Origin of the sequence: Sphingomonas kyungheensis, from assembly GCF_037120395.1 — a bacterium.
In the GTDB taxonomy this organism is placed as follows: Bacteria; Pseudomonadota; Alphaproteobacteria; order Sphingomonadales; family Sphingomonadaceae; genus Sphingomonas; species Sphingomonas kyungheensis.
Genome location: NZ_JBBBDM010000002.1, coordinates 677,103 through 703,180, shown reverse-complemented (window position 1 = coordinate 703,180; position 26,078 = coordinate 677,103). Strand labels below are relative to the sequence as shown.

Here is a 26,078-nt window from a genome sequence, read left to right as displayed (position 1 = left end):
CCTTTCGCCGTCATCGCCGCAACCGTCTTTGCCCCGTCTTGGAAGCGGACTATGGCGGCGTCATGTCTTGGACGATCTCCCCCCTCGCCACGCCCTTCCCCGCCCTGCCCGCGATTGCCGGCGTCGTGCCGCATGTTGCCCGAGCGCACTACAAGACGTGGGATCGCTGCGACCTCACCTTCGTCACGCTCGCCGAGGGCACCAGCGTCGCCGGCGTCGTCACGCAGAGCAAATGCCCCTCGCCCGAAGTCGAATGGTGCCGCAAGGCGCTGACGCTGGGCACGGCGCGGGCCTTGGTAGTCAATGCCGGCAATTCCAACGCCTTCACCGGCCACCGCGGGCGCGCCGCGGTCGAGGCGATCGCCGCGCGCACCGCGCAGCATCTCGGCTGCCAGCCGTCCGACGTCTTCGTCGCCTCGACCGGGGTGATCGGCGTGCCGCTGCCGATCGACAAGGCGGAGGCCGGCCTCGATGCCGCCTACGCCGCCAGCGCGTGCGACTGGCGTGCCGCCGCCGAGACGATCGGCACCACCGACACCTACCCCAAGGGTGCGATGACCACCGCGATCGTCGACGGCCGTACCGTGACCCTGGTCGGCATCATCAAGGGATCGGGGATGATCGCGCCCGACATGGCGACGATGCTCGGCTTCATCTTCACCGACGCGGCGGTGACGCCGGGCTTCCTCCAGGCCGCGCTCAACGCCGCCAATCGCAACACCTTCTCGTGCATCACCGTCGACGGCGACACCTCGACCAGCGACACCGTGCTCGCCTTCGCGACCGGCGCGGCGGGCAATGCGCCGCTGAGCGCCGCCGACAGCGACGGGGCGGACGCCTTCGCCGCCGCGCTGGCCGATCTGTGCGCGAAGCTCGCGCTGCTGGTGGTGCGGGACGGCGAGGGCGCGACCAAGTTGATCGAGGTCAGCGTCACCGGCGCGGAGAGCGACCGCTCGGCGCATCGCATCGCCTTGTCGATCGCCAATTCCCCCTTGGTCAAGACCGCGATCGCCGGTGAGGACGCCAATTGGGGCCGCGTCGTCATGGCGGTCGGCAAGGCCGGAGAGCCTGCCGAGCGCGACCAGCTCGCGATCCGCTTCGGCGCAACCCAGGTCGCGCGCGACGGCCTCGCGGTCGAGGGCTATGACGAGGCGCCGGTCGCCGCGCACCTCAAGGGGCAGGAGATCGAGATCGGCGTCGACCTCGGCCTCGGCGACGGGATGGCGACGGTTTGGACCTGCGACCTGACGCACGGCTATATCGCGATCAACGCCGACTATCGGAGCTGACATGCACCATCCGCACCATGAGGCGGTCGTCACGCTGATGCGGCGCGTTGCGGCGGAGATCGTGCTGCCGCGCTTCCGCAACCTCGGCGCCGACGAGATCGAGGAGAAGGCCGCGGACGATATGGTCACGGTCGCCGACCGGCTGAGCGAAGCCGCGCTGACGGAAGGGCTTGCCGCGCTCGACCCGACGATCCGCGTCATCGGCGAGGAAGCGGTGGCGGCGGATGCGCGGCTGGTCGCCGGCATCGAGCACGGCCGGGCGTGGATCATCGATCCGATCGACGGCACCAACAATTACGCCAGCGGCATCGCCACCTTCGGCATCATGATCGCACTGGTCGAGGACGGCGAGACGGTGGCAGGCTGGATCCTCGATCCGGTCACCGACCGGCTCTGCCACGCGATCCGCGGTGGTGGCGCCCATGTCGACGGCAGGCGCGTGACGGCGCAGCCGAGCGGCGGCGAGCGGCCGTCGGCGGTGCTCGCCACCTATCATCTCGATGCCGCGACCGAGGCGGAGCTCTGCGCGCGCGCCGGCCGCGTCTTCACCGTCGCACCCATGCCGCGCTGCGCTGCCGAGCAATATGCGCGGCTGGTGCTCGGCACCAACGACATCGCGTTGTTCCAGAAGACGCTGCCCTGGGATCATGCCGCCGGGTCGCTGCTGCTGCGCGAGGCGGGCGGCGTGGTGCGCTGGCCGGACGGATCGGACTATCACGTCGCCGACCAGCGGCGCGGAATGGTTGCCGCGGCGTCGCCTGCATTGTGGGACGAAGCGGTGGCGGTGCTGTTCGGATAGCAAAAGCCCCTCCCCCGAAGAGGAGGGGCTTTGGTGATTTACGCCAGCGCGTCTTCCAGCCAGGCCTTGAGGCGACCCTTGGGCTCGGCACCGATCTTGGTCGCGGCCGGCGCGCCGCCCTTGAACAGGATCATCGTCGGGATGCCGCGCACGCCGTAGCGGCCGGGCGCATCGGGATTCTCGTCGATGTTGAGCTTGGTGATCGTCACCTGCTCACCCAGTTCCTCCGACAGTTCCTCGAGGCTCGGCCCGATCATCTTGCACGGGCCGCACCATTCCGCCCAGAAATCGACGAGCACGGGGCCGTCGGCCTTGAGCACGTCGCTGTCGAAGCTGGCGTCGGTAATCGCTTTGGTAGGCATGATGATCTCCTTTGCACCCCCATCTAGGGTGGTGCGGACCGCGTCTCAACCGCCGGCGGCCTAGCTTTGCTCCCGCGGTCGAAAGCGCGGCTTGTGCGCGGCGAGCAGATCGGCGGGCAGGTCGAACAACCGCGGGCCGCCGGTGTAGAGCAATGCCGCCTCGATCGACCGGTTGGGGAAGATGGTGGCGAGCGCCGCGGCATAGGCCGCCATCTGGTCGAGATGATAGGGCGGGATATCGTCAAGCGCCGCCGGCACGCGCCGCCCGGTCTTGAAGTCGACGACGCGGATCCGCTCGGGCGCGATCAGCAGACGGTCGACGGTGCCCGACACGACCAGTCCGTTGCCCAGGGTCGCGGCGATCGGCGCTTCGGTCAGCGCGTCTCCGCCGAACAGATCGGCGAAGCGCGGATCGTCGAGCACCGCCAGCACCCCGGAGACGATGACGCCACGCTCCGCCGGATCGCCGACGCCGCCCGCGGTGGCGAGCCAGCGCTCGCCGCTCGCCGCGCGCTGCGCCGCGGGCACCGCCGGCAGCCGCTCGAACAAGGCATGGAAGAGCCGGCCGCGCTCGGCGGCGGCGCGCATCGCCGGGCCGGGCGGCGGATCGCTGACCTCGTCCTCGCCGAGCGCCGAAGGGGCGAGCGGACGCGACGGCCGGCTTTCGACCGGCGCCGCGCGTCGCGCCCAGTCAGGCAGCACGACCGGCTCGGACACAGCGGCGGCGGCGGACGGACGCGCGCGCACCGGCGGCTGCGGCACCCGTCCGGTGAACAGGCGCGGTGCCTCGCCCGCGATCCCCAGCGCGTCGAGCGCGCGCGCCGAGGCGGCATACCAGCTCGCCTCCGGCGGCTCGCCCTTGGCGCGCGGGCCGAGCGCGCCGGCGATGACCAGCCGCTCCTCGGCGCGCGTCGCCGCGACGTAGAACAGCCGCCAATGCTCCTCCAGCTCGCGCCGCTCGACCTCGCCGACCGCCACGTCGAGCGGCCCGCCGCGCTCGGCGCTGCGCGGACGGAAGATCGGGATCGGCTGCGCCCCCGGCTCGGGCGACCAGCGCACCAGCGCGCGCGGCGCGGCATGCGGATCGACCGTCGCGTCGGCGAGGATGACCAGCGGCGCCTGCAAGCCCTTGGCGCCATGCGCGGTCATCACCCGCACCGCGTCGAGCGGCGCGGACGGATCGCGAACGATCTCGACATCGCCGCGATCGAACCAGTCGAGGAAGCGCTGCATCGACGGAGTCGAGCTGGTCTCGAAGGCGAGCGCGGCGTTGAGCAATTCCTCGATCGGATCGCGCGCCTCATTGCCCAGCCGCAGCAGCAACTTGCGCCGGCCGTCGAGCGGACCCGAAAGCAATTCCTCGAGGAACTGATAGGGCGTGGCGATATCGGCGCGCAGCAGCATCGTCCGCAGCGGGGCGAGCCGATCCTCGGGCTGGGTCAGCGTCAGGTGCCGCCATAGGCTGCCGTGATCCCGCGGCGCGGCGTGCATCAGCGCATCCTGCGTCCAGCCGAGCAGCGGCGAGACCAGCAGCGCGGCAAGCGACAGATCGTCCTCCGGCTGCAGGGCGAAGCGCACCGCAGCGAGCAGATCCTGCACCGCGAGCGGCGCGTTGAGGCGCAACCGGTCGACGCCCGCCACCGGCACGCCCTCGGCATAGAGGCGCGCGACGACCAGCGAGGCAAGATCGCCGCGCCGCTTGACCAGGATCATCACATCCTCCGGCCGCAGCGCCCGCCCCTTGCTGCCGAGCATCAGCCCGCTATCGAGCCAGTCGCGTACCGCGCGCGCGATGCGGATCGCCTGTTCGCGGACCGCGTCGTCGATCCACGCTTCCTCGTCTTCCTCGCTGCCGCCGGCGACGACGGGCGGCCACAGCTCGACCGCGCCCGGACCGACCACCTCGCTGGCATGGTCCTGCAACGCGCCGATCGCGCCCAGCCCCGGCTCGCCCGCCGCCGCGACCGCGGCGTCGACGAATTCGAGCACCGGCCGCGTCGAGCGGAACGAATGGGTCAGCGACAGACGCTGGAAGGGCAGCCCGCGCTCCTCCTCGGGCCAGTCCTCCGTCCCCGCCACATCCTCGGCGCGCCCGGCGAAATGGCCCTCCGCCCAGCGGAAGTTGATCGGGTCGGTGCCTTGGAAGCCGAAGATCGCCTGTTTGAAGTCGCCGACGGTGAACAGCGTGCGCGTCGACGGCGCATGGACGCCGCGGCCGACGAAGAACTCGCCCGCCAGCGCGGTGACGATCCGCCACTGGTTGAGGTTGGTGTCCTGCGCCTCGTCGATCAGCACGTGTTCGGTCGCCGCATCGAGCTTGTAGCGCACCCATTCGCCGATGCCGGGCTGTTCGAGCAGCCGCACGGTGACGCCGATCAGATCGTCGAAATCGACCGCCCCCGTCCGCCGCTTCGCCGCGGCATAGGCGCGCGCGTAATCGCGCCCCACGTCGAGCGCCTCGGCGAGCAGGTCGGCATAGGCCGCACGGCTGGTCAGCGACAACAGGTCGAGGCAATGATCGCCGAGCGCCCCGGCGAGCTCGACATAATCGGGTTCGGCGTCGGTCAGCTTCTTCGACGCCTTGCGCGGTTCGTTCTTGCCGGTGAGCACGACGCTCGCCAGCTCCTGCATCGTCGCGGCACGGGTGGCGGGCGCGGCGGCGAGCCAGCGGTCGAGCGTCTCGGCATGGCCGAGCCCCGTCGCCGCGCCCCACGCCTTGTTCGCCGCGGCGAGCCGCTCGATCAGCCCGGTATCGATCGCGTCGCAACCGGCGGCGAGCGCCTCGCCGATATCGCCCTGCGGCAGGTCGAGCGCGCGGCGCAGCCACGGCTGGATGCCGCTCGGCAATGCCTCCAGCGCGGCGAGCGAGCGGGCGCAGGCGAGCAGGAAGCTCTCCGCCCCGCCCTCGCCGAGCCGCAGCGACAGCGCGCCGATCGTCTCGATCGGGCGGGTGCGACCCTCACGCTCCGCCTCGACCAGCAGGCTCGCCAGCGTCTCGCGGGCGAGCACCGCTTCCTCGCGTGGTTCGAGCGGGCGGAAACCGGGGGTGAGCCCCGCCTCGACCGGAAAGGCGGCGAGCAGGCTCTGGCAGAAGCCATGGATCGTCTGGATGCGCAGCCCGCCGCCGGGCGCGTCGAGCACCCGCGCGAACAAAGTGCGCGCGCGCGCCTGCACGTCCGGCGTCGCGCGCTCGCCCAGCGCCTCGAGATCGGCGGCGAGCTGCGGCCCGGGCATCCGCACCCAGGCGGCGAGCCGGTTGCTGATCCGCTGCGCCATCTCCGCCGCGCCCGCCTTGGTGAAGGTGAGGCAGAGGATCGCCGCCGGCTCGGTGCCGCCGAGCAGCAGGCGGAAGACGCGCGCGGCGAGCACCTGCGTCTTGCCGGTGCCCGCCGAGGCGGACAGCCAGACGTGCGCGCGCGGATCGCTCGCCGCCGCCTGCGCGCCCTTCAGCCGCGGCAGGGTGGCGAGTTCAGTCCCGGCCATACCATTCGTCCCGCCGCATCAGTTGGTCATATTCCGCATAAGGCGCATATTCCGGCACCAATTTGGCGGTGAACGGCGCGCTGCCGGTCAGCCAGTGGCCGGCCGCCTCGATGAAGTTGCTCATCGCGATCGTGGTGAAATCGGTGGTGACGATCCTGTCGCGCTTGCCCTCGGCATCGACCGGCGTCTCGACATAGCCGAACTGGTCGCGCTTCTTGCCGAGCGACCAATATTCGAAGCCGCCGGCGCGCCCCGCCACGTCGGCGAAGCCGCCGCGCTCGGCGATCGCACCCAGCAGCCCGAGCTGCAGGCTGTAGCCGGCGCGCACCGCGGCGGCGGAGGGCGGCTTGCCGGTCTTGTAGTCGACGATCGCGAGGCTGCCGTCGGCGAGCCGGTCGACGCGGTCGTAACGGCCGGACAGCCTGACCCCCGCCACTTCGATGAACCCCTGCCCCTCCGCCGAGGCGACGCTGCGCCCCGCGGCGGCCTGTTCGGCGACGGTGCGCGCGATCCAGTCGATCGCCTCGACCAGCCGCGGCCGCCACAGGGCGCGCATCATCGGATGGGTCCGCTCGTCGTCGAGCATCGCGGTGGCGCGCGGCAGCAGCGCGTCGGGGGCGCAGCCGTCCTGCTTCCACCATTGTTCGAGGATGTCGTGCACCGCGGTGCCGCGCCACGCCGCGCTCGGATCGGCATCGACCGGATCGAGCTGCATCAGCCCGAGCACGCGGCGCGCGTAGAAGGCGTAAGGGTCGGCCTTGAGCCGGTCGATCTCGGTCACCGATATCGCCTTGGGGCGACGGGCGGGATCGGGCAGCGGCGCGGGGCGGTCGGCGGGGCGATGCTCGCCCGGTGCGTCGAGCGCCTGCGCCCAGCGCTCCAGATCGTGCGCGCGGACGAAGCGGTCGCCCGCCATCGCCTGCAAGCGCAGCCACAGGCGCGAGGCGAGCGCCGGCGAGGCCGCGTCCCGCCGCGCCCGCGTCACGATCGCGCGTGGCGCGCCCAGCGCCTGCCCGAATTCATGCGCGGCGACACCGACGCTGCGTTCGAGCCCGGGCAGCCCGAGCGTCGCGCGGATCCGCGGCGCGAGCCACGGATCGGGCGCCGGCCGCCCCGGCCACACCCCCTCGTTGAGCCCGCCGAGCACCATCAGGTCGGCGGTCTGCAACCGCGCCTCGATCAGGCCGTAGATGGCGATGCGCGGATGGCCGACGCCCGATCCCGGCCGCACCGCGACCTCGTCGAGCAACCCGCGCAGCAGCGGCGCGAAACCGTCGGGGGCGACGCGCGGCGGTCCGACCGCGGCGTCGGCCTCCAGCGCGTCGAGGAACTCCGCCGCGGCGCGCCCCGCCGGGCCGGACCACAGATCGTCGCCGCACAAGGCCTGCGCCGTCTCGCGCAGCACCGCGAGCAGCGCCGGCAGCGGCTGCATGCCCTGTTCGAACACCAATTCGATCGGCTTGAGCAAGGCGACCGGCTCGGCGAACCAGGCGGCAGCGCGCTCGCGCTTGTTGGCGAGCAGGTGGCCGGTGATCCCGTCGAGCCCCGCCGCCGGCCGCGGCCCGCGCAGCCCGCGATCAACGCCGCGCACGCCGTCGAGCCATGCGCCGCGAATGCTGCGATCGGTCGACACGTTGCGCACCAGCGGATGCTTGAGCAGCGCGAGCAACGCCATCGGCGCGAACCGCTGCGCCGCCGCCTCGGCGAGCGCGAGCAGCAGCGTTCCCGGCGGCAGGATCGCCAGGGGCCGCCCCGCCGAATCGTTCGCCTCGATCCCCCAGCGGCGCAGATGCACCACCACCCGCCGCGCCAGCGCGCGATCGGGGGTGACCAGCGCCGCGGTCCGGCCCTCTTCCTCCAGCGCGCCGCGCAGCGCGAGCGCGATCGTCTGCGCCTCTTCCGCCGGGGTGGCGAGCTCGGCGGCGACGACGCCGGTCAGCCGCCGGTCCTCCGCCCTGAGCTCGGTCCATTTGCCGGTGAAGGCGGCGGGCGCGAGCGCATTGGCGATCGCACGGCCGCGCGCCGCGCCCGCGTCCGGCCCCGCGGTGCCGGGCCAGGTCGCCACCTCGCCGCGGCCGACGCTCATCCGGTCGAGCATCAGCTTGAGGTGGAACTGCGGATGCGTTTCGAGCGAGCGGCGGATGCTGCCGGTGACCGGATCGGGGCGATGCGGCCCGAGCGCATCCCACTCCTCCTGCGGCATCGCGAGGTCGAGCCCGGCGAACACCGTCATCCCCTGCGGCGCCTCGGCGACGCAGCGCAGCAGCCGCGCCACCGCCGGCGCGGGATCGGTGATCCCCGCGGCGCAGACCAGGCCTTCAGGCGGCCGGTGCCGCCAGCGCCGTTCGACCCGGTCGAGCAGCAACCGCCGCCGCGTCGCCGCGTCGATCCGGCCGAGCCGCGCCAGCTCCTCGGGCCAGCGTTCGAGCACGATGGTGAAGGTCGACAGCGCGCGCTGCCAATGTTCGGTGAGTTCGGGCGCGAGGTCGATGTCGCGCAGCCGCTCCGGCGCCACCTCCTCGACGAGCAACTGGTCGAGCGTGTGGCAGAGCTCGCCCGCCAGCCGCACCGCTTCCGCCGCGTCGATCGCCGCGCCGGCGCGCGCGCGCTCTTCGTAGACGAGGCGGGCGAGGATCATCCGCCGCTGCATCGGGGCGATCGCCGGCGGCGGCGGCTCCTGCTCGTCGGCGGGATCGAGCGCCGCGCCGACCGCCTCGCCGAGATCGGGGCTGCCGAGCGTCACCAGCCGCGGCAGCAGCAGGCCGCCGCCGCTCGCCCGCACGAAGGCGTCGGTGACGGCGCGGACCGCCCGATTGTTGGGCAGCAGCACCAGCCCGCGCGCGAGCGCCATCGCATCGCCGCCCGCGCGCCGCATCAGCCCGGCGACGAGCGTATCGGCGAACGCCTTGTGCGACGGGATCGAGAAGAGGTGCGGCCGCCGCGCCTCAGCCATTGGCGATCAGCATTTCGGTCTTCGGCACGGCGGCGGGGGTGCCGACGTCGAACCACAGGCCCTGATGCACCTGCGCATAGGCGCGCCCCGCCTCGATCGCACGGTTCCAGAACAGATTGGTCGAGAACGGCCCCTCCGGCCAGTCGCGGATGATGCGCGGGTGGAGGATCTGGATGCCGGTATAGACGAACGGCGCGACCGTTCCGGCCTTGCGGCGGCCGACGATGCGGCCGTCGGCGGCGAGGCGGAAGTCGCCCTGCCCCTGATGATTGTTGGCGCGGGCATAGGGGACGACGAGCAGCAACGCGTCCATCGCATCCGCATCCCAGCGGTGGCTGAGCAGCTTGAGCGTATCGACCGGACCGTCGAGCCACAGATTGTCGCTGTTGATCACCAGCACCGGCTCGTCGCCGAGCAGGTCGCGCGCCTGGACCAGCCCGCCGCCGGTCTCCAGTAGCTGCGCGCGCTCGTCGCTGATCGTCACCGCGATGCCGTCGTCGCGGTTGGTGACATGCGCTTCGAGCAGGTCGGCGAGATAATGGACGTTGACCACCGCCCGCCGCACCCCGGCATTGGCGAGCCGATCGAAGACGTGGTCGATCAGCGGCTTGCCCGCGACCTCGACGAGCGGCTTGGGGCGCGTGGCGGTGAGCGGCCGCATCCGCTTGCCGAGGCCGGCCGCCATCACCATCGCCGTGGCCGGCACGGTGCCGCCGGGATCGGGGCGGATGGTCCGCTGCCGGGTCATGCGCGCAGCACCGCCGGGTCGCCGCGCAGCGCGGGCGGCACGTTGGCGTCGAACCAGCGCGCGACCGGAGCGAGCACCGGCTGCGCCAGATCGCGCTCCAGATAGCGCCAGACGCGCGGACATAAAGCGGCGTAGCGCGGCTTGTCGTCGCGCCGCCACAGGCGCGTGAAGATGCCGATGATCTTGGCGTTCCGCTGCGCGCCGAGCACGTGATAGGCGTGGAGGAAGGCCTCGTCCGCGCCGGTGGCGTCGCGATAGCGTGCCAGCATCGCCACTTCGAGCGCCGGGTCGACGTCGCGCCGCGCATCCTGCAGCAACGACACGAGGTCATAGGCCGGATGGCCGGCGAGCGCGTCCTGGAAGTCGAGCAGGCCGAGCCGCCGCTCCGCGCCGACCAGCATCAGATTTTCCGCATGATAATCGCGCAGCACGGTGACCGGCGCATCGGTCAGCGCATGATCGAACACCGCATCCCAGGCGGCGGCATAGCCCTCCGCATCGACGGTGAGGCCGACCGCGGGGCAATACCAGTCGACGAACAGTGCCGCCTCGCGATGCAGCACGGCGCGATCATAGGGCGGCAGGTCCCCGGCGGGATGCGCGCGCAGCGCCACCAGCAGGTCGATCGCCGCGGCATAATGCGGCGCCGCGTCCGCCTCGCTCGCATCGGCCGTCTCGCGCAGCCGCACGTCGCCGAAATCCTCGAGCAGCACCAGTCCCTGCGCCAGATCGGCAGCATGGATGGCGGGCGCGGCGAAGCCATGGTCGCCGAGCCAGCCGGCGATGCGGATGAACGGGCGCGGATCCTCGTGCGGCGGCGGCGCATCCATCAGGATCGCGCTGCGACCGCCGCTGACGACCCGGAAATAGCGGCGGAACGAGGCATCGCCGGCGACCGGGAGGATGTCCCCCGACCAGCCGTGCGATGCGAGGAACGCCGGGGCGCCGGCGGGCGGGGTCATATCGGCCATCGCGGTGTCCATGACGCCGGCACGTCGGCTGTCAAGATTCGTCCGCCGTCCGGTGCCGGCGACAGGGTGAGCGCCAGCGCCTGCGGCCAGTAACCGGGCGCGCGCTCGGGCCATTCGACCAGCAGCAGCGTATCGGACAGCGCCTCGTCGAGGCCGAGCTCGGCGAGCTCGTCCGGATCGTCGATCCGGTAGAGATCGACGTGCAGCACCGGCAGCCGCACCTCGGGCGGGTCATAGGATTGGACGATCGCGAAACTCGGGCTCGGCGCCTCGCCGGCAAGGCCGAGCGCAGCGAGCAGACCGCGCGCGATGCTCGTCTTGCCGGCACCGAGGTCGCCGCGCAGCGTGACGACGTCGCCCGGCCGTACATGCGCCGCCAGCGCCGCGCCGAAGGCTTCGGTCGCGGCGGGGTCGGCGAGGTGAAGGTCAGTCATGCAAGGTCCTGTCGGCCGATCCGATGATCCCGCCCCACGGGATGATGTCCCACATTCCGTGGGCCGGCAACGAAGAGCTATCCGCAAAGATACCCGCACCACCGCGGCGAAGGCCGGGGTCCAGTCGGGGAACAGCCGCAGATCGCCACAGACCGTCGCCCCACTGGACCCCGGCCTTCGCCGCGGTGGTGAATGCGGGAAGAGACTGGCCAACCCCGCAGCGCTCCGGCGAAGGCGGGAGCTTAGCGTTCCTGCCGCAGACGCGCGGTCTGTCTGGCCACTGGAATCCCGCCTGCGCAAGACCTCTGCAAAAGTCCTGCCCTAGCCCAAAATGCGCCGTCACCCCGGACGTGTTCCGGGGTCCACCGTGTCGCGAAATCCTTGCTTTACGCTCTTGCGGAGCAGTGGATGCCGGAACAAGGCCGGCATGACGAAGGCGGCCTCGCAGAGGTTTCGCCTGCGCGACAATACCAGAGATCGCGGCCTCGCGGCACATCCCGCCCGACGCCCCGCCACCGCCACGCGAAACACCCATCACCCCACGAGCCCCGATCATCGCCGCGGCAGCTCGACCGTCACCAGCGTCCCCTCGCCCGGCTGCGAGACGAGGTCGATGTGGCCGCCATGCGCCTCGACGAACTGGCGCGCCAGCGGCAGGCCGAGGCCGAGCGCCCGCTCGCCGCTCGGCTGCATGCCGGGTTCGCCGAACCGGTCGAAGGCGCGGGCGATGCTCTCCGCATCCATGCCGAAGCCATTGTCCGAGACGACGATGCGCGCGCCCGTCGCGCTGCCGTCGCTGTGCAGCAGGATGCGCCCGCCCTCCGGCGTCGAGGCGACCGCATGGCGCAGCAGATGCTCGACCACCTCCTTGAGCCGCTTGGGATCGCCCGTCACGCGGCCGGTCGAGCGCGCCAGTTCGACCGCGAAGTCGAGCTTGCGCCGCTTCGCCGCGGGCCGGATCGTCTCCGCCGCGGCGCGCGCGGTGGCGGCGAGATCGACGTCGACGCGGGCGATCTCGGCGTCGTCGCCACCCTGCGTCAGGTCGAGCACGTCGTCGATCAGCAGGCCGAGCCGTTCGACCGATTGCAGGATCGCCTCGACATAGCCGTCCGCCTCGGCAGTCAGCTTGCCGGCGAACCCGGCATGCAGCATCTCGGCAAAGCCGCTGATCGAGGTCAGCGGCGTGCGCAATTCATAGCTCATATTGGCGACGAACTGCGTCTTGACCCGGTCCGCCGCCTCCAGCGCATTGGCGCGATCGCGCAGCGCCTGTTCGGCGCGGCGGCTGTCGGTGATGTCGAGCATCGTCAGCAGCGCATTGCCGTCGGGCAGCGGCACCGCCGCGAAGGCGAAATGCCGCCCGTCGGCGAAGGCGACGCGGCCGCCGCGCTGCTGCCGCTCGGTGGTCGCCGAGCGGACCAGTTCGGGGATCAGCGCCGCGCGATTGGGGGTGGCGAGCTTGGATGCCGCCGCCGCCGCAAAGGCATCGACACGCGGATGGCCGGCGAGGAATTCCTCCTCGAACCCCCAGACCGCGCGCAGCCGGTTGTTCCACAATTGCAGCTTGCCGTCGGCGGCGAACACCGCCAGCGCCTCGAACAGATTGTCGAAGGTCGCGGTCCGCACGCGCAGCAAGGTATCGCGCGCGCTCGCCAGCTGCACCTCCTCGGTGCGATCCTCGAAGATCGTCAGCAGGCCGCCGTCGGGCAGCGGCTGGGCGACGACGCGCAGATGCGTGCCGCCGGGCAGATGCCAATTCTCCTCGCTCGCCGCATCGCTCGGCACGAACCAGCCGCGCCGCTCCGCCTTCCAGCTCGGGAAATCGCGCACCTCGGGCAGCCGGCTCGCCTCGCGCATCCGTTCGAGGACGCGGTCGAACTCGGGCCGGTCGGCGAGCCATTCGGCGCGCATCGCGAACATCCGCCGGAACGGCTGGTTGCAGAAGACGAGGCCGCGATCGGGCCCGAATTGCGCGACGCCCGCCGACAGCCGGTCGAGCAGCGCGCGCTGCGCATCGGCGAAGCGCTTGGCGCCGGCGCGTGACTGTTCGAGATCCTCGATATCGACCGCGAAACTGGCGACGCCGCCGGTCGGCAGCGGCACGTCGTGCACCTCGAGCGAGCGCCGCTCGCCGCCGATCGTCGCGGGCAGCACCTCGCGCTGCGGCGCGCCCGAGGCGCGCGCGGCGTGTGCGCCGGCGCGCGGGCCGCCGCGACCCGATCCCTCGACCAGTTCGAGCTGGCGGCCGATCACGTCCGCGGCATCGACGCCGTCAACCGCGCGGACATAGGCGGTGTTGACCATGGCGAGCCGCATGTCGCTGCCGCGATACCACATCGGCAGCGGCGCCGCCTCGATCAGTCCGCTCAGCGCCTCGAACGCGGCGGAGAGCTGCTCGACCTGATCGCGCAGCTGCATGATCTCCGCCTCGCTGTCGGTGGCATCGAGCGTCCAGATCACCACCGCGCCGGTCGCGCCGAGTTCGCCCGGCGCGCGGCTGCCGCGGATGGTGATCGCGCGGCCCGAGCCGATCGGATGGAGCGCACGGACGAAGCCGCGACCGGCACGCTGCGCCGCCTGCACGTCGCCGGCGAGCGCCTCGGCCTCATCGGCGGGCAGGCCGGCACCCTCCGCCGCAAGATCGCCGAGGAAGCGCGGCGCCACCGCGAGTCCGAGCCAGTCGACCAGCCGCGGCGGCATCTCGACGCGGCCATCGGCGCGGACCAGCATCGCCATCGCCGGCGAGACGCTGCGCAGTACCTCCGCCTCGCGATTGCGCGCGATCACCGCCGCCGCCTCGCCGCGCAGCCGCCAGCCGACGAACAGCGCGACGCCGCCACCGGCGAGCAGCGCCGCCAGCACCGCCCCGCACAGCAACGCTGCCATCACCGAAAGCTGGATCAACGCTTTGCCCCTCGTCCCACACCCATACGGGTGGACGTGCGGACTGTAGAACGCAAGCTACGCCACCGGCAATGATCGTCATTCCACGCCCGGCCGGGGAGGAAACGAGAAAGGGCGGCGCCTCGCGGCACCGCCCTCCCCGTCACCACGATCGCGATGCGATCAATAGCGGTAATGATCCGGCTTGAACGGCCCTTCGACCGGCACGCCGATATAGCTCGCCTGCTTCTCGCTCAGCTTCGACAGCTGCACGCCGAGCTTCTCAAGGTGGAGCGCCGCCACCTTCTCGTCGAGATGCTTGGGCAGGACGTAGACCTCGTTCTTGTAATTCTCGCCCTTGGTCCACAGCTCGATCTGCGCGAGCGTCTGGTTGGTGAACGACGCCGACATGACGAACGACGGGTGGCCGGTTGCGCAGCCGAGATTGACCAGACGGCCCTTGGCGAGGACGATGATCTGCTTGCCGTCGGGGAATTCGACGAGGTCGGTGCCCGGCTTCACTTCCGACCACTTGTAGTTCGACAGCGCGGCGATCTGGATCTCGCTGTCGAAATGGCCGATGTTGCAGACGATCGACATCGGCTTCATCGCCTTCATGTGATCGGCGGTGATGACGTCGGCATTGCCGGTCGCGGTGACGAAGATGTCGGCGCGCTTCACCGCCTCGTCCATCGTCACGACCTCGAAGCCCTCCATCGCCGCCTGCAGCGCGCAGATCGGATCGATCTCGGTGACCATGACGCGCGCGCCGCCGTTGCGCAGCGACTGCGCCGAGCCCTTGCCGACGTCACCGAAACCGGCGACGGCCGCGACCTTGCCGGCGAGCATCACGTCGGTGGCGCGACGGATCGCATCGACCAGCGATTCCTTGCAGCCGTAGAGGTTGTCGAACTTCGACTTGGTGACCGAATCGTTGACGTTGATCGCCGGGAACGGCAGCTCGCCCTTCTTGGCGATCTCGTACAGGCGGTGGACGCCGGTCGTCGTCTCTTCCGACACGCCCTTCAGGTTCTTGACCGTCTCGGTCAGATAGCCCGGCTTCTTGGCGAGGAACGCCTTGAGCGCGCGCTGGAATTCGACTTCCTCCTCATTCTCGGGCTCGGGCAGCGTCGCGCCGGCCTCGATCTTCGCGCCCCACAGCGCGAACATGGTGGCGTCGCCACCGTCGTCGAGGATGATGTTGGCGGTCTGGCCCTCGACGTCACGGTCCCAGGAGAAGATGTCGCCGACATAATCCCAATAGTCGGCCAGGCTCTCGCCCTTCACCGCGAACACCGGCACGCCGGTCGCGGCGATCGCGGCGGCGGCATGGTCCTGCGTCGAGAAGATGTTGCAGGTCGCCCAGCGGACGTCGGCGCCGAGCGCGGTCAGCGTCTCGATCAGCACCGCGGTCTGGATCGTCATGTGCAGCGAGCCGGTGATGCGCGCGCCCTTGAGCGGCTGCGACGCGCCGAACTCGTCACGCAGCGCCATCAGGCCCGGCATCTCGGTCTCGGCGATCTTGATCTCGGCGCGGCCGAAATCAGCAAGGCTGAGGTCCTTGATGACGTAATCGTTGGTCGAGCCGGTCCCAGCATTGGGCGCGAGCGCAGTAGCCACGTGGCATGCTCCTGAAGAAGTGGATGGCGCGCCTTAGCCGGTTGCGTGCCGTGGATCAAATATAAAGATATCTTTATATCTCGTGTGACCCCGACGGTCAGGCGGTGCCGGCATCCGGGACGAGCAGCCGCGGGTCGATCCCCGCCGCCTCGAACGCCGCGGTCCAGCGCCGGTCGGGCCGCGTGTCGAACAGCAGATCGGCGTCTCCGGCGACGTGGAACCAACCCGGACCGGTCAGTTCGCCCTCGAGCTGCCCGTCGCCCCAGCCGGCATAGCCGAGCGCGACGACGAAGCGCGCCGGGCCGCTGCCCTCGGCGATCGCGCGCAGCACGTCGACCGTGCTGGTCATCGACCAGCGACCGGCGACGTCGATCGTATCCTGCCCGCTCCATTCGCCCGAATGGACGACGAAGCCGCGGCGCGGATCGACCGGGCCGCCGAAATGGATCGGCACGTTCGGCGCGGCGCCGTGCGCGATATCGAACTGGTCGAGCAGGTCGTGCAGCCCCAATCCCTCGATCGTCGCGCCGATGCCGATGCCGACCGCGCCCTCCGCATCATGCGCGCAGATCGCGATCACCGCATGATCGAAGCTGGGATCGCGCATGCCGGGCATCGCGAGCAGGAACTGACCGGACAAAAAGCGTCGTTGTTGCATCGCCGTCGAACATAAGCCCCGCGCCCGCTTCTGCCACGCTTGAATTCGCACGCTGCGGGTGCGACCTGCGATTTTCGTGACGCCGTCCGGCGGCCACCTGCACCGAGCTTCGGAGACCCAAGATGACGATCACCGTCGGCGATACGCTTCCTGCCGCCACCCTGACCAAGGTTACCGCGGATGGCCCCGACCAGGTCACCACCAACGCTTTTTTCGATGGCCGCACCGTCGCGCTGTTCGCGGTGCCGGGCGCCTTCACCCCGACCTGCTCGGCCAAGCACCTGCCCGGCTTCGTCGAGAAGCGCGACGCGCTCGCCGCCAAGGGCGTGGACGAGATCGCCTGCATCTCGGTCAACGATCCGTTCGTGATGGCCGCCTGGGCGAAGGCCTCCGGCGCCGAGGGGATCACGATGCTCGCCGACGGCAACGGCGACTTCGCCGAGGCACTCGGGCTGACGATGGACGGCAGCAAGTTCGGCATGGGCAAGCGCAGCCAGCGCTATGCGATGCTGGTCGAGAACGGCGTCGTGAAGCAGCTCCACGTCGAAGCCCCTGGCGAGTTCAAGGTGAGCAGCGCGGAGCATCTGCTCGAGACGATGTGAGGGCGTCGAGGCCCGATCGATCGGGACGCGATCGTCGGCGGGGTCGGATCGCGCCCCGGGCGCTGCAAAAGGTGTGACCGCCCCGGCGAAGGCCGGGGTGGTGCGCCTGCGCGAAGACATGACGGCCATTCCTCAGCTCACGAGTAGGTCCGCATCGACAGGTGGCACCGGGGCTGCACCCGCCACGCCGCGGCACCGTCCCCACCACTGTCTTGCCACCGTCACCACCTTTGCGTAACCATCCGGGATGACACTCGCATCCCGTATCGTTGCCGACCTCGACCAGCTCTACCGCGCCTCCGTCGAGCGGTTGCAGGCAGCGCTCAACGCCTACCTGACCGACGGCACGCCGCCGTCGCCCGAAAGCCGGATCGACGGCTCCTTCGCCTATCCCGTCATCCATCTGCGCTACCGCAGCGTCGGCGACCGGCCGACGCCGCTGCGCTCGTTCGGGCGGCTGGTCTCGCCCGGCGACTATACGATCAGCGTCACCAAGCCGGCGCTGTTCGCCGATTACCTGACCGAACAGCTGACCCTGCTGATCGAGGATTATGACGTCGAGGTCGAGGCGGTGCCGGGGCGGCAGGAAATCCCCTTTCCCTACGTGCTCGATCCCGGCCACGCGCTGAGCCTCGATACCGTGTCGGCGACTGAGCTGTCGCGCCACTTCCCCGCCACCGAGCTCGCACATATCGGCGACGAGATCGCCGACGGCCTGTGGATCGAGACGGGCGGCACCCGTCCGCTGGCGCTGTTCGACGCGCTGCGCACCGACTTCAGCCTCGCGCGGCTGCGCCATTATATGGGCACGCCGTCGGAGCATACGCAGCGCTTCGTGCTGTTCACCAACTACCATCGCTATGTCGATGAATTCGTCCGCTGGGGTGCGTCGCAGCTCGGGCCGGACAGCCGTTTCACCGCGCTGTCCGGCGCGGGCAATATCGTCATCGACCAGCCGGGCGACGTCGACAAGCTCGTCAACGACAGTGCGTGGCGGCGGCATCAGATGCCGGCCTATCATCTGATGGCGGACGACCGCACCGGCATCACGCTGGTCAACATCGGCGTCGGGCCGTCCAACGCCAAGACGATCTGCGATCACCTCGCGGTGATGCGGCCCGAGGCGTGGCTGATGATCGGCCATTGCGGCGGCCTGCGCCCGTCGCAGCGGATCGGCGACTATGTCCTCGCCCATGCCTATCTGCGCGACGACCATGTCCTCGACGACGTGCTGCCGCCCGAAATCCCGGTGCCGGCGATCGCCGAGGTGCAGCAGGCGCTCGCCCGCGCCTCCGAGATCGTCAGCGGCCAGACCGGCGAGGAACTCAAGCGCCGGCTGCGCACCGGCACGATCGTCACCACCGACGATCGCAACTGGGAGTTGCGCTATTCGGCCTCCGCCCTGCGCTTCTCGCTCAGCCGCGCGGTCGGGATCGACATGGAATCGGCGACGATCGCGGCGCAGGGCTATCGCTTCCGCGTCCCCTATGGGACGTTGCTGTGCGTCTCCGACAAGCCGCTGCACGGCGAGCTCAAGCTGCCGGGGCAGGCGAACCGCTTCTACGAGCGCGCGATCAGCGAACATATGCGGATCGGCATCGAGACGTGCGAGCAGCTCCGGCGCGAGGGCGCCAAGCTGCACAGCCGCAAGCTGCGCGCCTTTGACGAACCGCCGTTCCGCTGATCGTACAGGCCGGGCGGAAACCATCGGGTTCCAATGCGTTTCGCTTCCGAATCAATCAGGGAGGTCCCGCCGTGGCCGATGACACCGACGACTCGCCGAAGACCGACACGCCTGCGGTAACGCCGCGTCGTCGCGCGCCGCGCAAGACCACGACGACCCGCGCCACCGCCGCCAAGGCCCCCGCCAAGCCACGCCGCCCGCGCGCCAAGGCGGAGGCGCCATCGACGGTCGCCAAGGTCGAAGAGGCGGTCAGCGATGCCGCGGCCGCGACCACGCGCCGCGCCAAGGCGGTCGCCGGCAAGGCGGAGAGCGCGGTCGCCGCCGCGGCCAAGTCGGTCAAGCCGCGCTCGACCAAACGGTCGACGCCGCGGGCCGGCGCGAAGAAGGCGGGCAAGCCGGCCGCCAAGAAGAGCGGCGAGACGAACAAATGGGGCATCGCCGCGATCGGCGCCGGTGTCGCGACGGTCGGCGCGGTCGCCGCCGCAGCCTTGCTCTCGCTGCGCGGCAGCACCCCCAAATCGGCCAAGGCGCATAGCCCCGCCGGCGAGGATGCGTCCGGAACGTTCGAAGCCGGGATCGCCGACGAGAATACCATCCCCGACAAGCTGTGATAGCGAGCGGCCTTCTGCATCGCGGCGCGAACGCCGCGGGCAGAAGGTCGGACGGCCCCGCCTAGGGCGATGGTTTCGGAGCGACGGACGCCGCCCATCACCCTCCGCGCCTCCGCGCGAACCTCATCGACGCTCCAACCCTCGCCAGAGCGATGAGCGGGCGGCCGCCTTACTGCGGGGCGTGATCGCCGGCGAAGAAGGCGGCGATCGCATCGCCCAGTTCCGGCTTGGCGACGGCGCTCATATGACCGCCGGGGATTTCCTGGAAAACGGCCTGCGGGATCGCCGCCGCCAGCGCCGCCCCCGATCCATTGTCGTCATCCTCCGCGCCGGTGATGACTGCGGTCGGCACCGCCACCGCCTCGACCGCCTCGATCGGCGTGTCGACGAACGTCTCCAGCACGTGGAGCAGCGCGACCGGATCGCCCTTGGTCGTCTTGAGAAACGCCTCGGTCATCCACTCATTGCTGCCGCGTTCGAAGTTGCCGAGGTTGGTCAGCACCTTGCGGAAATAATCGCCGCGCCCGGCGGTGGTGAGAATGCCGGTCAGCCCCATGCCGGCGAGCACCGCGCGCCGCGGCGTCGCGCCGTTGACCAGCATCCGCATCGTCGTCCGCCCGCCGAGCGAATAGCCGCCGAGATCGTAATCGGTCAGCGCAAGATGCGCGACCAGCGCCATGCCGTCGCGCATCAGCGCATCCGGCGGGTAAGCGGCTACGTCATGCGGCCGGTCGCTGAGGCCATGGCCGCGCAGATCGGGCATGATCACCCGAAAGCCGCGCGCGGCGAGCTTGGCGGCATGGCCATATTTGATCCAATTGACCTCGGCGGTCGAGAAATAGCCGTGAATCAGTATCACCGGCCGCCCCGTGCCGAGCTCCCGCCAGGCGATACGCGTGCCGTCGAAGCTCGCGAAATACTGCGGTTCGGTGGGGACTGCGGCCACGACGTCGATCCTGATGCTGCGATGGGGAGCGCTCCGTCCGCCATCACGGCGGCCATGTCCAGCCTCGTCTGTCCGTACGCCCGGCCGACGAGCCCAGAAGCGACGGGACGGACCGTCGAAAATGAGCCTTTGCAAGTCTGCGAAAGAGGCATACTCTTTCTTCAAAGCATAAGGAGAGCGATCATGGACAATATGCCGGTCGGCGGCGTGCATCCCGCGGGCGACGAGAGCCTGGTGATCCTGCAGAGCCTGCTGTGCCTGTTGCGCGAAAAGAACCTGCTCAGCCGCGCCGATATCGAGGAGCTGACCGATCGCGTCGCGATGCGGGCGGCGCAAGCCGAGCGCGATCCCCTGCCCTGCTGCACCGAGGCGACGCGTGGCGCGGCACGCGAGATGGCGCGGATCGGCGAATATGTCGGCCATCGGTATGGCGGCAAGCATCGCCGCCTCGGCTGAGCACGGCTTTCGCCGGACGATCCTTGCTGTATAGACCGCGATGCCGCCACGACGAGCGGCATCGCCCGGGAGAGGCGCCTGACCCGTCCTGATGAGGTCCGATGCCGTCTTCCGCCCGTCCCGCCGATCCGCCCGGCCGCCCGCATAGTCTTGCCGAGGACGGCTATGCGCTGCTGATCGGCTGCATCCTCATCGTCGTCGGCCTGATCTTCCTCAAGGCGGCGGGGCTCGTCACCGGCGGCGTCGCCGGCATCGCGCTGTTGCTCTCCTATTCGATCCCGCTGCCCGCGGGCGTGCTGTTCACGCTGATCAACATCCCCTTTTTCGCCTTCGCGCATCGGGTGATGGGCGCGCGGTTCGCGGTCAAGTCGGCAATCGTCAACGGCGGCATCGCCGCCTTGTCGACGCTCGCGCGGGTGTCGGTGCATATCCTCGACATCCATCCCGCCTTCGCCGCACTCGTCGGCGGCACGGTGATCGGCATGGGCATCCTGTCGCTCGCCCGCCATCAGGCCGGCGTCGGCGGTACCGGTGTCATCACCTTATGGCTGCAGCGCAAACACGGCTGGAATGCCGGCCGCTCGCAGATCGCGATCGACGTGGTGATCCTCGCCGTCTCCGCGCCGATGCTGACGCTGACGCAACTCGGCTGGTCGGCGGTCAGCGCCGCCGCGATGAGCCTGATCCTGATCGCCTGGCACCGGCCGGGGCGGTATACCGGTCATTGAGGCAGACGGGCGGCGTCTTCCAGGGAGATCAGCAGGCCGGCGAAGTCGGTGTGCCCACACGCGAGGATCAGCTTGTGATCCACCGTCAGGATCATCAAATCCAATGACTCGGCGAGTGCGAGATAGAGGCAATCATATACGGGATGCCCGATCCGCAGCGCGATATCGAAGGCCCGCACGGCAAGATGACCGGTGGGAAGAACCGTAGGGCGTCAATGATGGCGCCATATCCCAATTGCGCCTGTTGCTTGCCAATCTCGTCCGCCGCACCTTTTTCCACAAGGCATTGGCAAGTTCCTGGCGTAGCAGGTCAGGCGCAACGACGTCACCGGAAAGGAATGGTGCCGCAAGGTCGGCGCCGTCTTCGGCAACCACCCATTTGACGGCGACGCTGATATCGACGATCCAGGTCAAGCGCTGCGAAAGCCCTCTCGATCCTCGCGTACCAGCACCTCCGCCGGAGTTTGGGCGACATTGGGGGTCATCGCTCGAATAGCGGCAAGTCGAGCCTGGAGATCGCGACGGTCGTGGTCGTTCACCGGCCTCAACCGCCGCAACGCATCCCGCAACTCGGCTTCGAGAGAACGGCCATTACCGTCGGCCGCCTCCTGATAATCCTGCAGCAGAGCATCGTCGAGATCACGGATGAGCACCTGTCCCATATGGACATGACACCACCACGCCCGTTCGCCCTCAACCCGCCTTCTTGAGATGCCGCCGGCCGAGCAGCTCGGCGATCTGCACCGCGTTGAGCGCCGCGCCCTTGCGCAGATTGTCGCTGACGCACCACAGATTGAGGCCGTTCTCGATCGTCGGGTCCTCGCGGACGCGGCTGACATAGGTGGCGTCGTCGCCGGCGGCCTCGATCGGGGTGATATAGCCGCCGTCCTCATGCTTATCGATCAGCATCACACCCGGCGCCTCGCGCAGGATGCGCTTGGCGTCCTCGGCCGACAATTCCCGCTCGAAGGCGATGTTGATCGATTCCGAATGACCGACGAACACCGGCACGCGCACGCAGGTCGCGGTCACCTTGATCTTGGCGTCGAGGATCTTCTTGGTTTCGACCACCATCTTCCACTCTTCCTTGGTCGAACCGTCGTCGAGGAAACTGTCGATGTGCGGAATGACGTTGAAGGCGATCTGCTTGGTGAACTTCTTCGCCTCGGCGCTGTCGCCGACGAAGATGTTGCGGCTCTGTTCGAACAGTTCGTCCATGCCGATCTTGCCGGCGCCCGACACCGACTGATAGGTCGAGACGACGACGCGGGTGATCTTGGCGGCATCGTGGAGCGGCTTGAGCGCCACCACCATCTGCGCGGTCGAGCAATTGGGGTTGGCGATGATGTTCTTGGCGCGATAGCCGTCGATCGCCGCGGCATTCACCTCCGGCACGATCAGCGGCACGTCGGGGTCCATCCGGTAGAGCGACGAATTGTCGATCACCGTGCAGCCCGCGGCGGCGAATTTGGGGGCATAGACCTTGGTCGCGTCGCTGCCGATCGCGAACAGCGCCATGTCCCAGCCGGCCGGATCGAAATGCTCGATGTTCTGCACCTTGAGCATCTTGCCGGTGTCGCCATATTCGATCTGCTCGCCCTGGCTGCGGCTCGACGCCAGCACCGCGATCTCGTCGAGGGGAAATTCGCGTTCGGCGAGGATGTTGACCATCTCGCGCCCGACATTGCCCGTCGCGCCCGCGACCACCACCCGATAACCCATAAACCCTCCGCTGCGTTGCCGCGTCGCCTAATACGCTTGCGTCGCCGCGTCCATCGGCTTTGCTAATCGTGCGTGCTCAGCTGCCAGGTGGCATGGGCGATACCGTGGACGCGGGCGAGATGATCGGCGAGCGCGTCGAGTTCGGTATCGGGAACGTTGGTGCTGACCAGTGTCGCCGTCACCGCGACGCGATCGTCGCCGAGCGGCTCGGTCGCGAGTTCGGCGACCGGCAGCGACGCCGCCTCGAGATGCGCGACGAGCATGTCGCCGAGTGGCCCCGCCTGCGCCGGATCGACGGTGATCGTCACCGTATAGGTCGCCTCGACCGCATGGCCGGCGAGCGGCACGCGGTTGATCGCGTCGACCAGCGGCCGCAGCAGGGTGTTGGCGGCGAGCACGACGACGGTGAGCAGCACCGCCTCCGCCACCATGTCGGACCCGGCGATCGCGCCGACCGCGGCCGAACACCAGAGCGTCGCCGCGGTGTTGAGGCCGCGGACGTTCATCCCCTCCTTCATGATCACCCCGGCGCCGAGGAAGCCGATCCCCGACACGACATAGGCGATCACCCGGATCGACTCGACGTCGCCGCCGAGCCGCTGCCCGAGATCGACGAATGCCGCCGACCCGATCGCGACCAGCGCATTGGTGCGCAGCCCGGCGGTGCGCTGGCGATATTGCCGCTCCGCCCCGATCGCCGTGCCGAGCACGAAGGCGGTGAGCAGGCTGACGACCGTGTCGAGGAACGGCCAGAGGTGGAACAGGGTCAGGAAGCGCATCGCCGCCGCATAAGGCGGCGATGTGACGAAATCAGCGTCCCGATCCTGTCCTGTCGGCTATTTCCTGTTCTTCACATTGCGGTCGAGGAATTCGAGGATCGTTCCCCAGAGATGCTGGCTCACCCCCGGTCCGGCGACGCGATGCGTATAACCGGGGTAGAACATCATCTCGAACGGCGTCGCGGTGGCCTGCATGCGCGCGGCGACCTTGGTCGAATTGTCGAGGAAGACGTTGTCGTCGGCCATGCCGTGGATCAGCAGCAGCGGATCGCGGATCGTCGATGCCGCCTCGACCGCCGCCGATCCGGCATAGCTCTGCGGGTCCTTGGCGGGATCGCCGAGATAACGTTCGGTATAATGGGTGTCGTAGAGCTGCCAGTCGGTGACCGGCGCGCCGCTCACCGCCGCGGCATAGACGCCGGGGGTTTTCTCCAGCATCTTGAGCGACATATAGCCGCCATACGACCAGCCATAAGTGGCGATCCGCCGCCCGTCGACGAACGGCAGCGACTTCAGATAGTTCGCGCCGGCGAGCTGATCCTCGACCTCGACCGTCCCCATCGCGTGATAGATCTGGTCCTCGAACGCCTTGCCGCGATTGTACGAGCCGCGATTGTCGATCTTGAAATAGACCCAGCCCTGGCTGACCAGATATTGCGGCAGCGCGCCCTGCCAGCCGCGCGTCACCTGCTGGCCGGTGCCCGGGCCGCCGTAATGTTCGAAGAACACGGGATAGGTCTTGCCGGCGACGAGCGGCGGCGTGATCATTTCCCAATAGAGCGTCGAACCGTCGGCCGCCTTGATCGTACCGAATTTGGTCGGCTGATGCTGCGCCAGGAACGGGAAATAGGGGTGACCGGCGACCAGCGCATTCTCGTTGATCCACGCCAGCCGCTGCCCCGCGGTGTCGGCGAGATAGACCTGCGTCGGCTGCTTCGGGTTGGAGCGCGACACGATCAGCCGGCTTGCCGCCTTGTCCATCGTCGCAGTGTTGGTCCAGCCGCGCTCGGTCAGCCGGGTGAGGACGTTGGGCTTGGCGATATCGACCGCATAGACATGCTGTTCGAGCACGTCGTCCTTGAGCCCGGTGAAATAGATCCGTCCCTTGGCCTCGTCGATCCCGACCAGCCCCGTCACCACCCACGGCCCCTTGGTCAGCTGCGTCCACTGCCCCGACGGCGCGCGGCGGTAGAGGTGGCCATAGCCGTCGCGCTCGGACCGCCAGATCAGGCTGCCGTCCTTCATCGGCTGATAATCGTCGCTGAGGTTGAGCCAGCTCTTCGCGCCCGCCTTTTCGGTGAACAGCACGCTCGCCTTGCCGGTCTCGGGATCGACGCGGAGCATGTCGAGCGTCTTCTGGTCGCGGCTCTCGCGCTGCACCAGCAGCGTCTTGCCGTCGGGCGTCCAGTCGACGCGGGCGAGGTAGATGTCGGGATCGCTGCCGAGGTCGACCTTGACCTGCTCCGATCCGTCGGGCCGCATCACGTAGAGCTCGACCAGCACGTTGGGCGTGCCCGCGGCGGGATAGCGCTGTTCATAGGTCTTGGTCCCCGCCGCGCCGATCGACGCGCGGGTGAAGATGTGGACCGGCGCCTCATCGAACTTCTCGACCGCGATGAAGCGTTCGTCGGGCGACCACCAATAGCCGGTGGTGCGATGCATTTCCTCCTGCGCGACGAACTCCGCCTCGCCGAAATGGATCGTGCCGCCGCCGCCCTGCGTCACCGCATGCGCGTCACCGCCGGCGAGCGGCTGCGCGAAGAGGTTCTGGTCGCGGACGAAGCTGACGTAATGGCCCTTGGGCGAGACGATCGGATTGAGCTCACCACCCGGCGTCTGCGTCAGCCGCCGCACCGCGCCGTCGAGCGTCGCAAGGTAGAGATCGCCGTCGAGCGGCACCAGGATCGAGCGGCCGTCGGGCGCGAAGTCATAGGCGACGATGCCCTTGCTGCCGCCGATCCGCGCCCGCTCGCGCTGCATCTTCTCGGCCTCGCTGAGCTCGGCGCCGCTGCCGACCGTCTTGCTGTCGACCAGCATCCGTTCCGCGCCGGTGCGCGTGTCGCGCGCCCACAGGTCGGTGCGCTCCTTCTCGTCGGCGCGCGGGCGCAGGAAGGTGAGCAGGCTGCCGTCGGGCGACAGCCGCACGCCGCGCGGCTGCGATCCCGACAGGTCGGGGCTGCCGAACACGCGCGCCAGCGTCAATGATTCGCCCTGCGCCGGCGCCTGATTCGCCGCCGTCTGCGCCCCGGCCTCAGCCGACAAGGCGAAAGTCCCCGCCGAAGCGAGCGCCAGGGCCACAATCCATCCGCGCATCCACCTTCTCCAAAATCAACACATTGGCGTTCTTACG

At 69.6% G+C, this 26,078-nt stretch carries 22 protein-coding genes; 7 read left to right on the top strand and 15 right to left on the bottom strand.

The genetic code is table 11. The features are described from left to right. Positions 1–62 precede the first annotated feature (62 nt). Together argJ and V8201_RS07355 are read left to right on the top strand one after the other, a co-directional pair. Complete coding sequence (argJ, locus tag V8201_RS07360; protein ID WP_336544867.1) at positions 63–1,289, top strand: bifunctional glutamate N-acetyltransferase/amino-acid acetyltransferase ArgJ; 1,227 nt, start codon at positions 63–65, stop codon at positions 1,287–1,289. Between the two features lies 1 nt (position 1,290). Further along, positions 1,291–2,088, top strand: a complete 798-nt coding sequence (locus V8201_RS07355; RefSeq protein ID WP_336544866.1) for an inositol monophosphatase family protein — start codon at positions 1,291–1,293, stop codon at positions 2,086–2,088. A gap of 38 nt (positions 2,089–2,126) precedes the next feature. Here V8201_RS07355 and trxA read toward each other — a convergent pair whose 3' ends face one another. The 9 genes from trxA to V8201_RS07310 all read right to left on the bottom strand — a co-directional run bounded on the left by trxA (position 2,127) and on the right by V8201_RS07310 (position 16,200). Then, complete coding sequence (trxA, locus tag V8201_RS07350; RefSeq protein WP_037531017.1) at positions 2,127–2,450, bottom strand: thioredoxin TrxA; 324 nt, start codon at positions 2,448–2,450, stop codon at positions 2,127–2,129. Positions 2,451–2,510: 60 nt separating this feature from the next. Then, positions 2,511–5,933 carry a double-strand break repair helicase AddA gene (gene addA, locus V8201_RS07345; protein ID WP_336544865.1) on the bottom strand — a complete coding sequence of 1,141 codons (3,423 nt, stop codon included), beginning with the start codon at positions 5,931–5,933 and terminating at the stop codon, positions 2,511–2,513. Further along, a complete protein-coding gene (addB, locus tag V8201_RS07340; RefSeq protein ID WP_336544864.1) occupies positions 5,920–8,886 on the bottom strand; it encodes a double-strand break repair protein AddB in 2,967 nt (988 codons plus the stop codon). The genes addA and addB overlap by 14 nt, the downstream gene beginning before the upstream one ends. Beyond that, positions 8,879–9,634 carry a nucleotidyltransferase family protein gene (locus V8201_RS07335; protein WP_336544863.1) on the bottom strand — a complete coding sequence of 252 codons (756 nt, stop codon included), beginning with the start codon at positions 9,632–9,634 and terminating at the stop codon, positions 8,879–8,881. The genes addB and V8201_RS07335 overlap by 8 nt, the downstream gene beginning before the upstream one ends. After that, positions 9,631–10,596, bottom strand: coding sequence for an aminoglycoside phosphotransferase family protein (locus V8201_RS07330; protein WP_336544921.1), 966 nt, complete (start codon positions 10,594–10,596; stop codon positions 9,631–9,633). The genes V8201_RS07335 and V8201_RS07330 overlap by 4 nt, the downstream gene beginning before the upstream one ends. Next, positions 10,593–11,039 (bottom strand): tRNA (adenosine(37)-N6)-threonylcarbamoyltransferase complex ATPase subunit type 1 TsaE, encoded by a 447-nt coding sequence (gene tsaE, locus V8201_RS07325; protein WP_336544862.1) that lies wholly within the window; start codon positions 11,037–11,039, stop codon positions 10,593–10,595. Before tsaE ends, V8201_RS07330 begins: the two co-directional genes overlap by 4 nt. Before the next feature lie 552 nt (positions 11,040–11,591). Then, positions 11,592–13,943 (bottom strand): PAS domain-containing sensor histidine kinase, encoded by a 2,352-nt coding sequence (locus V8201_RS07320; protein WP_037531004.1) that lies wholly within the window; start codon positions 13,941–13,943, stop codon positions 11,592–11,594. A 162-nt stretch (positions 13,944–14,105) separates the two neighbouring features. After that, complete coding sequence (ahcY, locus tag V8201_RS07315) at positions 14,106–15,542, bottom strand: adenosylhomocysteinase (RefSeq protein WP_037531002.1); 1,437 nt, start codon at positions 15,540–15,542, stop codon at positions 14,106–14,108. Between the two features lie 97 nt (positions 15,543–15,639). After that, positions 15,640–16,200, bottom strand: a complete 561-nt coding sequence (locus V8201_RS07310; RefSeq protein WP_271300596.1) for a YqgE/AlgH family protein — start codon at positions 16,198–16,200, stop codon at positions 15,640–15,642. Positions 16,201–16,322: 122 nt separating this feature from the next. Between V8201_RS07310 and V8201_RS07305 the strand changes: the two genes are divergently transcribed. The 3 genes from V8201_RS07305 to V8201_RS07295 all read left to right on the top strand — a co-directional run bounded on the left by V8201_RS07305 (position 16,323) and on the right by V8201_RS07295 (position 19,097). After that, complete coding sequence (locus tag V8201_RS07305; protein WP_037530998.1) at positions 16,323–16,802, top strand: peroxiredoxin; 480 nt, start codon at positions 16,323–16,325, stop codon at positions 16,800–16,802. Positions 16,803–17,049: 247 nt separating this feature from the next. Beyond that, positions 17,050–18,486 carry an AMP nucleosidase gene (locus tag V8201_RS07300; protein ID WP_271300595.1) on the top strand — a complete coding sequence of 479 codons (1,437 nt, stop codon included), beginning with the start codon at positions 17,050–17,052 and terminating at the stop codon, positions 18,484–18,486. A 71-nt stretch (positions 18,487–18,557) separates the two neighbouring features. Continuing rightward, positions 18,558–19,097, top strand: coding sequence for a hypothetical protein (locus V8201_RS07295; RefSeq protein WP_336544861.1), 540 nt, complete (start codon positions 18,558–18,560; stop codon positions 19,095–19,097). Positions 19,098–19,266: 169 nt separating this feature from the next. Here the strand turns inward: V8201_RS07295 and V8201_RS07290 are convergent, their stop codons facing one another. Then, entirely contained in the window at positions 19,267–20,043 is a 777-nt protein-coding gene (locus V8201_RS07290; RefSeq protein WP_271300593.1) for an alpha/beta fold hydrolase, read from the bottom strand. A 183-nt stretch (positions 20,044–20,226) separates the two neighbouring features. Here V8201_RS07290 and V8201_RS07285 point away from each other — a divergent pair, with 183 nt between their 5' ends. Beyond that, a complete protein-coding gene (locus V8201_RS07285) occupies positions 20,227–20,499 on the top strand; it encodes a hypothetical protein (protein ID WP_235199465.1) in 273 nt (90 codons plus the stop codon). Between the two features lie 101 nt (positions 20,500–20,600). Further along, entirely contained in the window at positions 20,601–21,227 is a 627-nt protein-coding gene (locus tag V8201_RS07280; RefSeq protein WP_336544860.1) for a YitT family protein, read from the top strand. Here V8201_RS07280 and V8201_RS07275 read toward each other — a convergent pair. The 5 genes from V8201_RS07275 to V8201_RS07255 form a co-directional block, all read right to left on the bottom strand. Further along, entirely contained in the window at positions 21,221–21,406 is a 186-nt protein-coding gene (locus V8201_RS07275; RefSeq protein WP_336544859.1) for a type II toxin-antitoxin system VapC family toxin, read from the bottom strand. The genes V8201_RS07280 and V8201_RS07275 overlap by 7 nt on opposite strands. Before the next feature lie 231 nt (positions 21,407–21,637). Further along, the gene (locus tag V8201_RS07270) at positions 21,638–21,889 is read right to left on the bottom strand and encodes a FitA-like ribbon-helix-helix domain-containing protein (protein ID WP_081792847.1); all 252 of its coding nucleotides are present in this window, start codon (positions 21,887–21,889) and stop codon (positions 21,638–21,640) included. Positions 21,890–21,920: 31 nt separating this feature from the next. Next, complete coding sequence (locus V8201_RS07265; protein ID WP_037530985.1) at positions 21,921–22,949, bottom strand: aspartate-semialdehyde dehydrogenase; 1,029 nt, start codon at positions 22,947–22,949, stop codon at positions 21,921–21,923. A gap of 62 nt (positions 22,950–23,011) precedes the next feature. Further along, positions 23,012–23,728: an MgtC/SapB family protein gene (locus V8201_RS07260; protein ID WP_037530982.1), complete on the bottom strand. Its 717-nt coding sequence runs from the start codon at positions 23,726–23,728 to the stop codon at positions 23,012–23,014. A 57-nt stretch (positions 23,729–23,785) separates the two neighbouring features. Further along, entirely contained in the window at positions 23,786–26,041 is a 2,256-nt protein-coding gene (locus tag V8201_RS07255) for a S9 family peptidase (protein ID WP_336544858.1), read from the bottom strand. Positions 26,042–26,078: the final 37 nt, after the last annotated feature.

Bases quoted from the DNA above. Each gene is read 5' to 3' on its own strand.
- argJ (WP_336544867.1), top strand. From the start codon at position 63: ATGTCTTGGACGATCTCCCCCCTCGCCACGCCCTTCCCCGCCCTGCCC.
- V8201_RS07355 (WP_336544866.1), top strand. From the start codon at position 1,291: ATGCACCATCCGCACCATGAGGCGGTCGTCACGCTGATGCGGCGCGTT.
- trxA (WP_037531017.1), bottom strand. From the start codon at position 2,450: ATGCCTACCAAAGCGATTACCGACGCCAGCTTCGACAGCGACGTGCTC.
- addA (WP_336544865.1), bottom strand. From the start codon at position 5,933: ATGGCCGGGACTGAACTCGCCACCCTGCCGCGGCTGAAGGGCGCGCAG.
- addB (WP_336544864.1), bottom strand. From the start codon at position 8,886: ATGGCTGAGGCGCGGCGGCCGCACCTCTTCTCGATCCCGTCGCACAAG.
- V8201_RS07335 (WP_336544863.1), bottom strand. From the start codon at position 9,634: ATGACCCGGCAGCGGACCATCCGCCCCGATCCCGGCGGCACCGTGCCG.
- V8201_RS07330 (WP_336544921.1), bottom strand. From the start codon at position 10,596: ATGACCCCGCCCGCCGGCGCCCCGGCGTTCCTCGCATCGCACGGCTGG.
- tsaE (WP_336544862.1), bottom strand. From the start codon at position 11,039: ATGACTGACCTTCACCTCGCCGACCCCGCCGCGACCGAAGCCTTCGGC.
- V8201_RS07310 (WP_271300596.1), bottom strand. From the start codon at position 16,200: ATGCAACAACGACGCTTTTTGTCCGGTCAGTTCCTGCTCGCGATGCCC.
- V8201_RS07305 (WP_037530998.1), top strand. From the start codon at position 16,323: ATGACGATCACCGTCGGCGATACGCTTCCTGCCGCCACCCTGACCAAG.
- V8201_RS07300 (WP_271300595.1), top strand. From the start codon at position 17,050: ATGACACTCGCATCCCGTATCGTTGCCGACCTCGACCAGCTCTACCGC.
- V8201_RS07285 (WP_235199465.1), top strand. From the start codon at position 20,227: ATGGACAATATGCCGGTCGGCGGCGTGCATCCCGCGGGCGACGAGAGC.
- V8201_RS07280 (WP_336544860.1), top strand. From the start codon at position 20,601: ATGCCGTCTTCCGCCCGTCCCGCCGATCCGCCCGGCCGCCCGCATAGT.
- V8201_RS07270 (WP_081792847.1), bottom strand. From the start codon at position 21,889: ATGGGACAGGTGCTCATCCGTGATCTCGACGATGCTCTGCTGCAGGAT.
- V8201_RS07265 (WP_037530985.1), bottom strand. From the start codon at position 22,949: ATGGGTTATCGGGTGGTGGTCGCGGGCGCGACGGGCAATGTCGGGCGC.
- V8201_RS07260 (WP_037530982.1), bottom strand. From the start codon at position 23,728: ATGCGCTTCCTGACCCTGTTCCACCTCTGGCCGTTCCTCGACACGGTC.
- V8201_RS07255 (WP_336544858.1), bottom strand. From the start codon at position 26,041: ATGCGCGGATGGATTGTGGCCCTGGCGCTCGCTTCGGCGGGGACTTTC.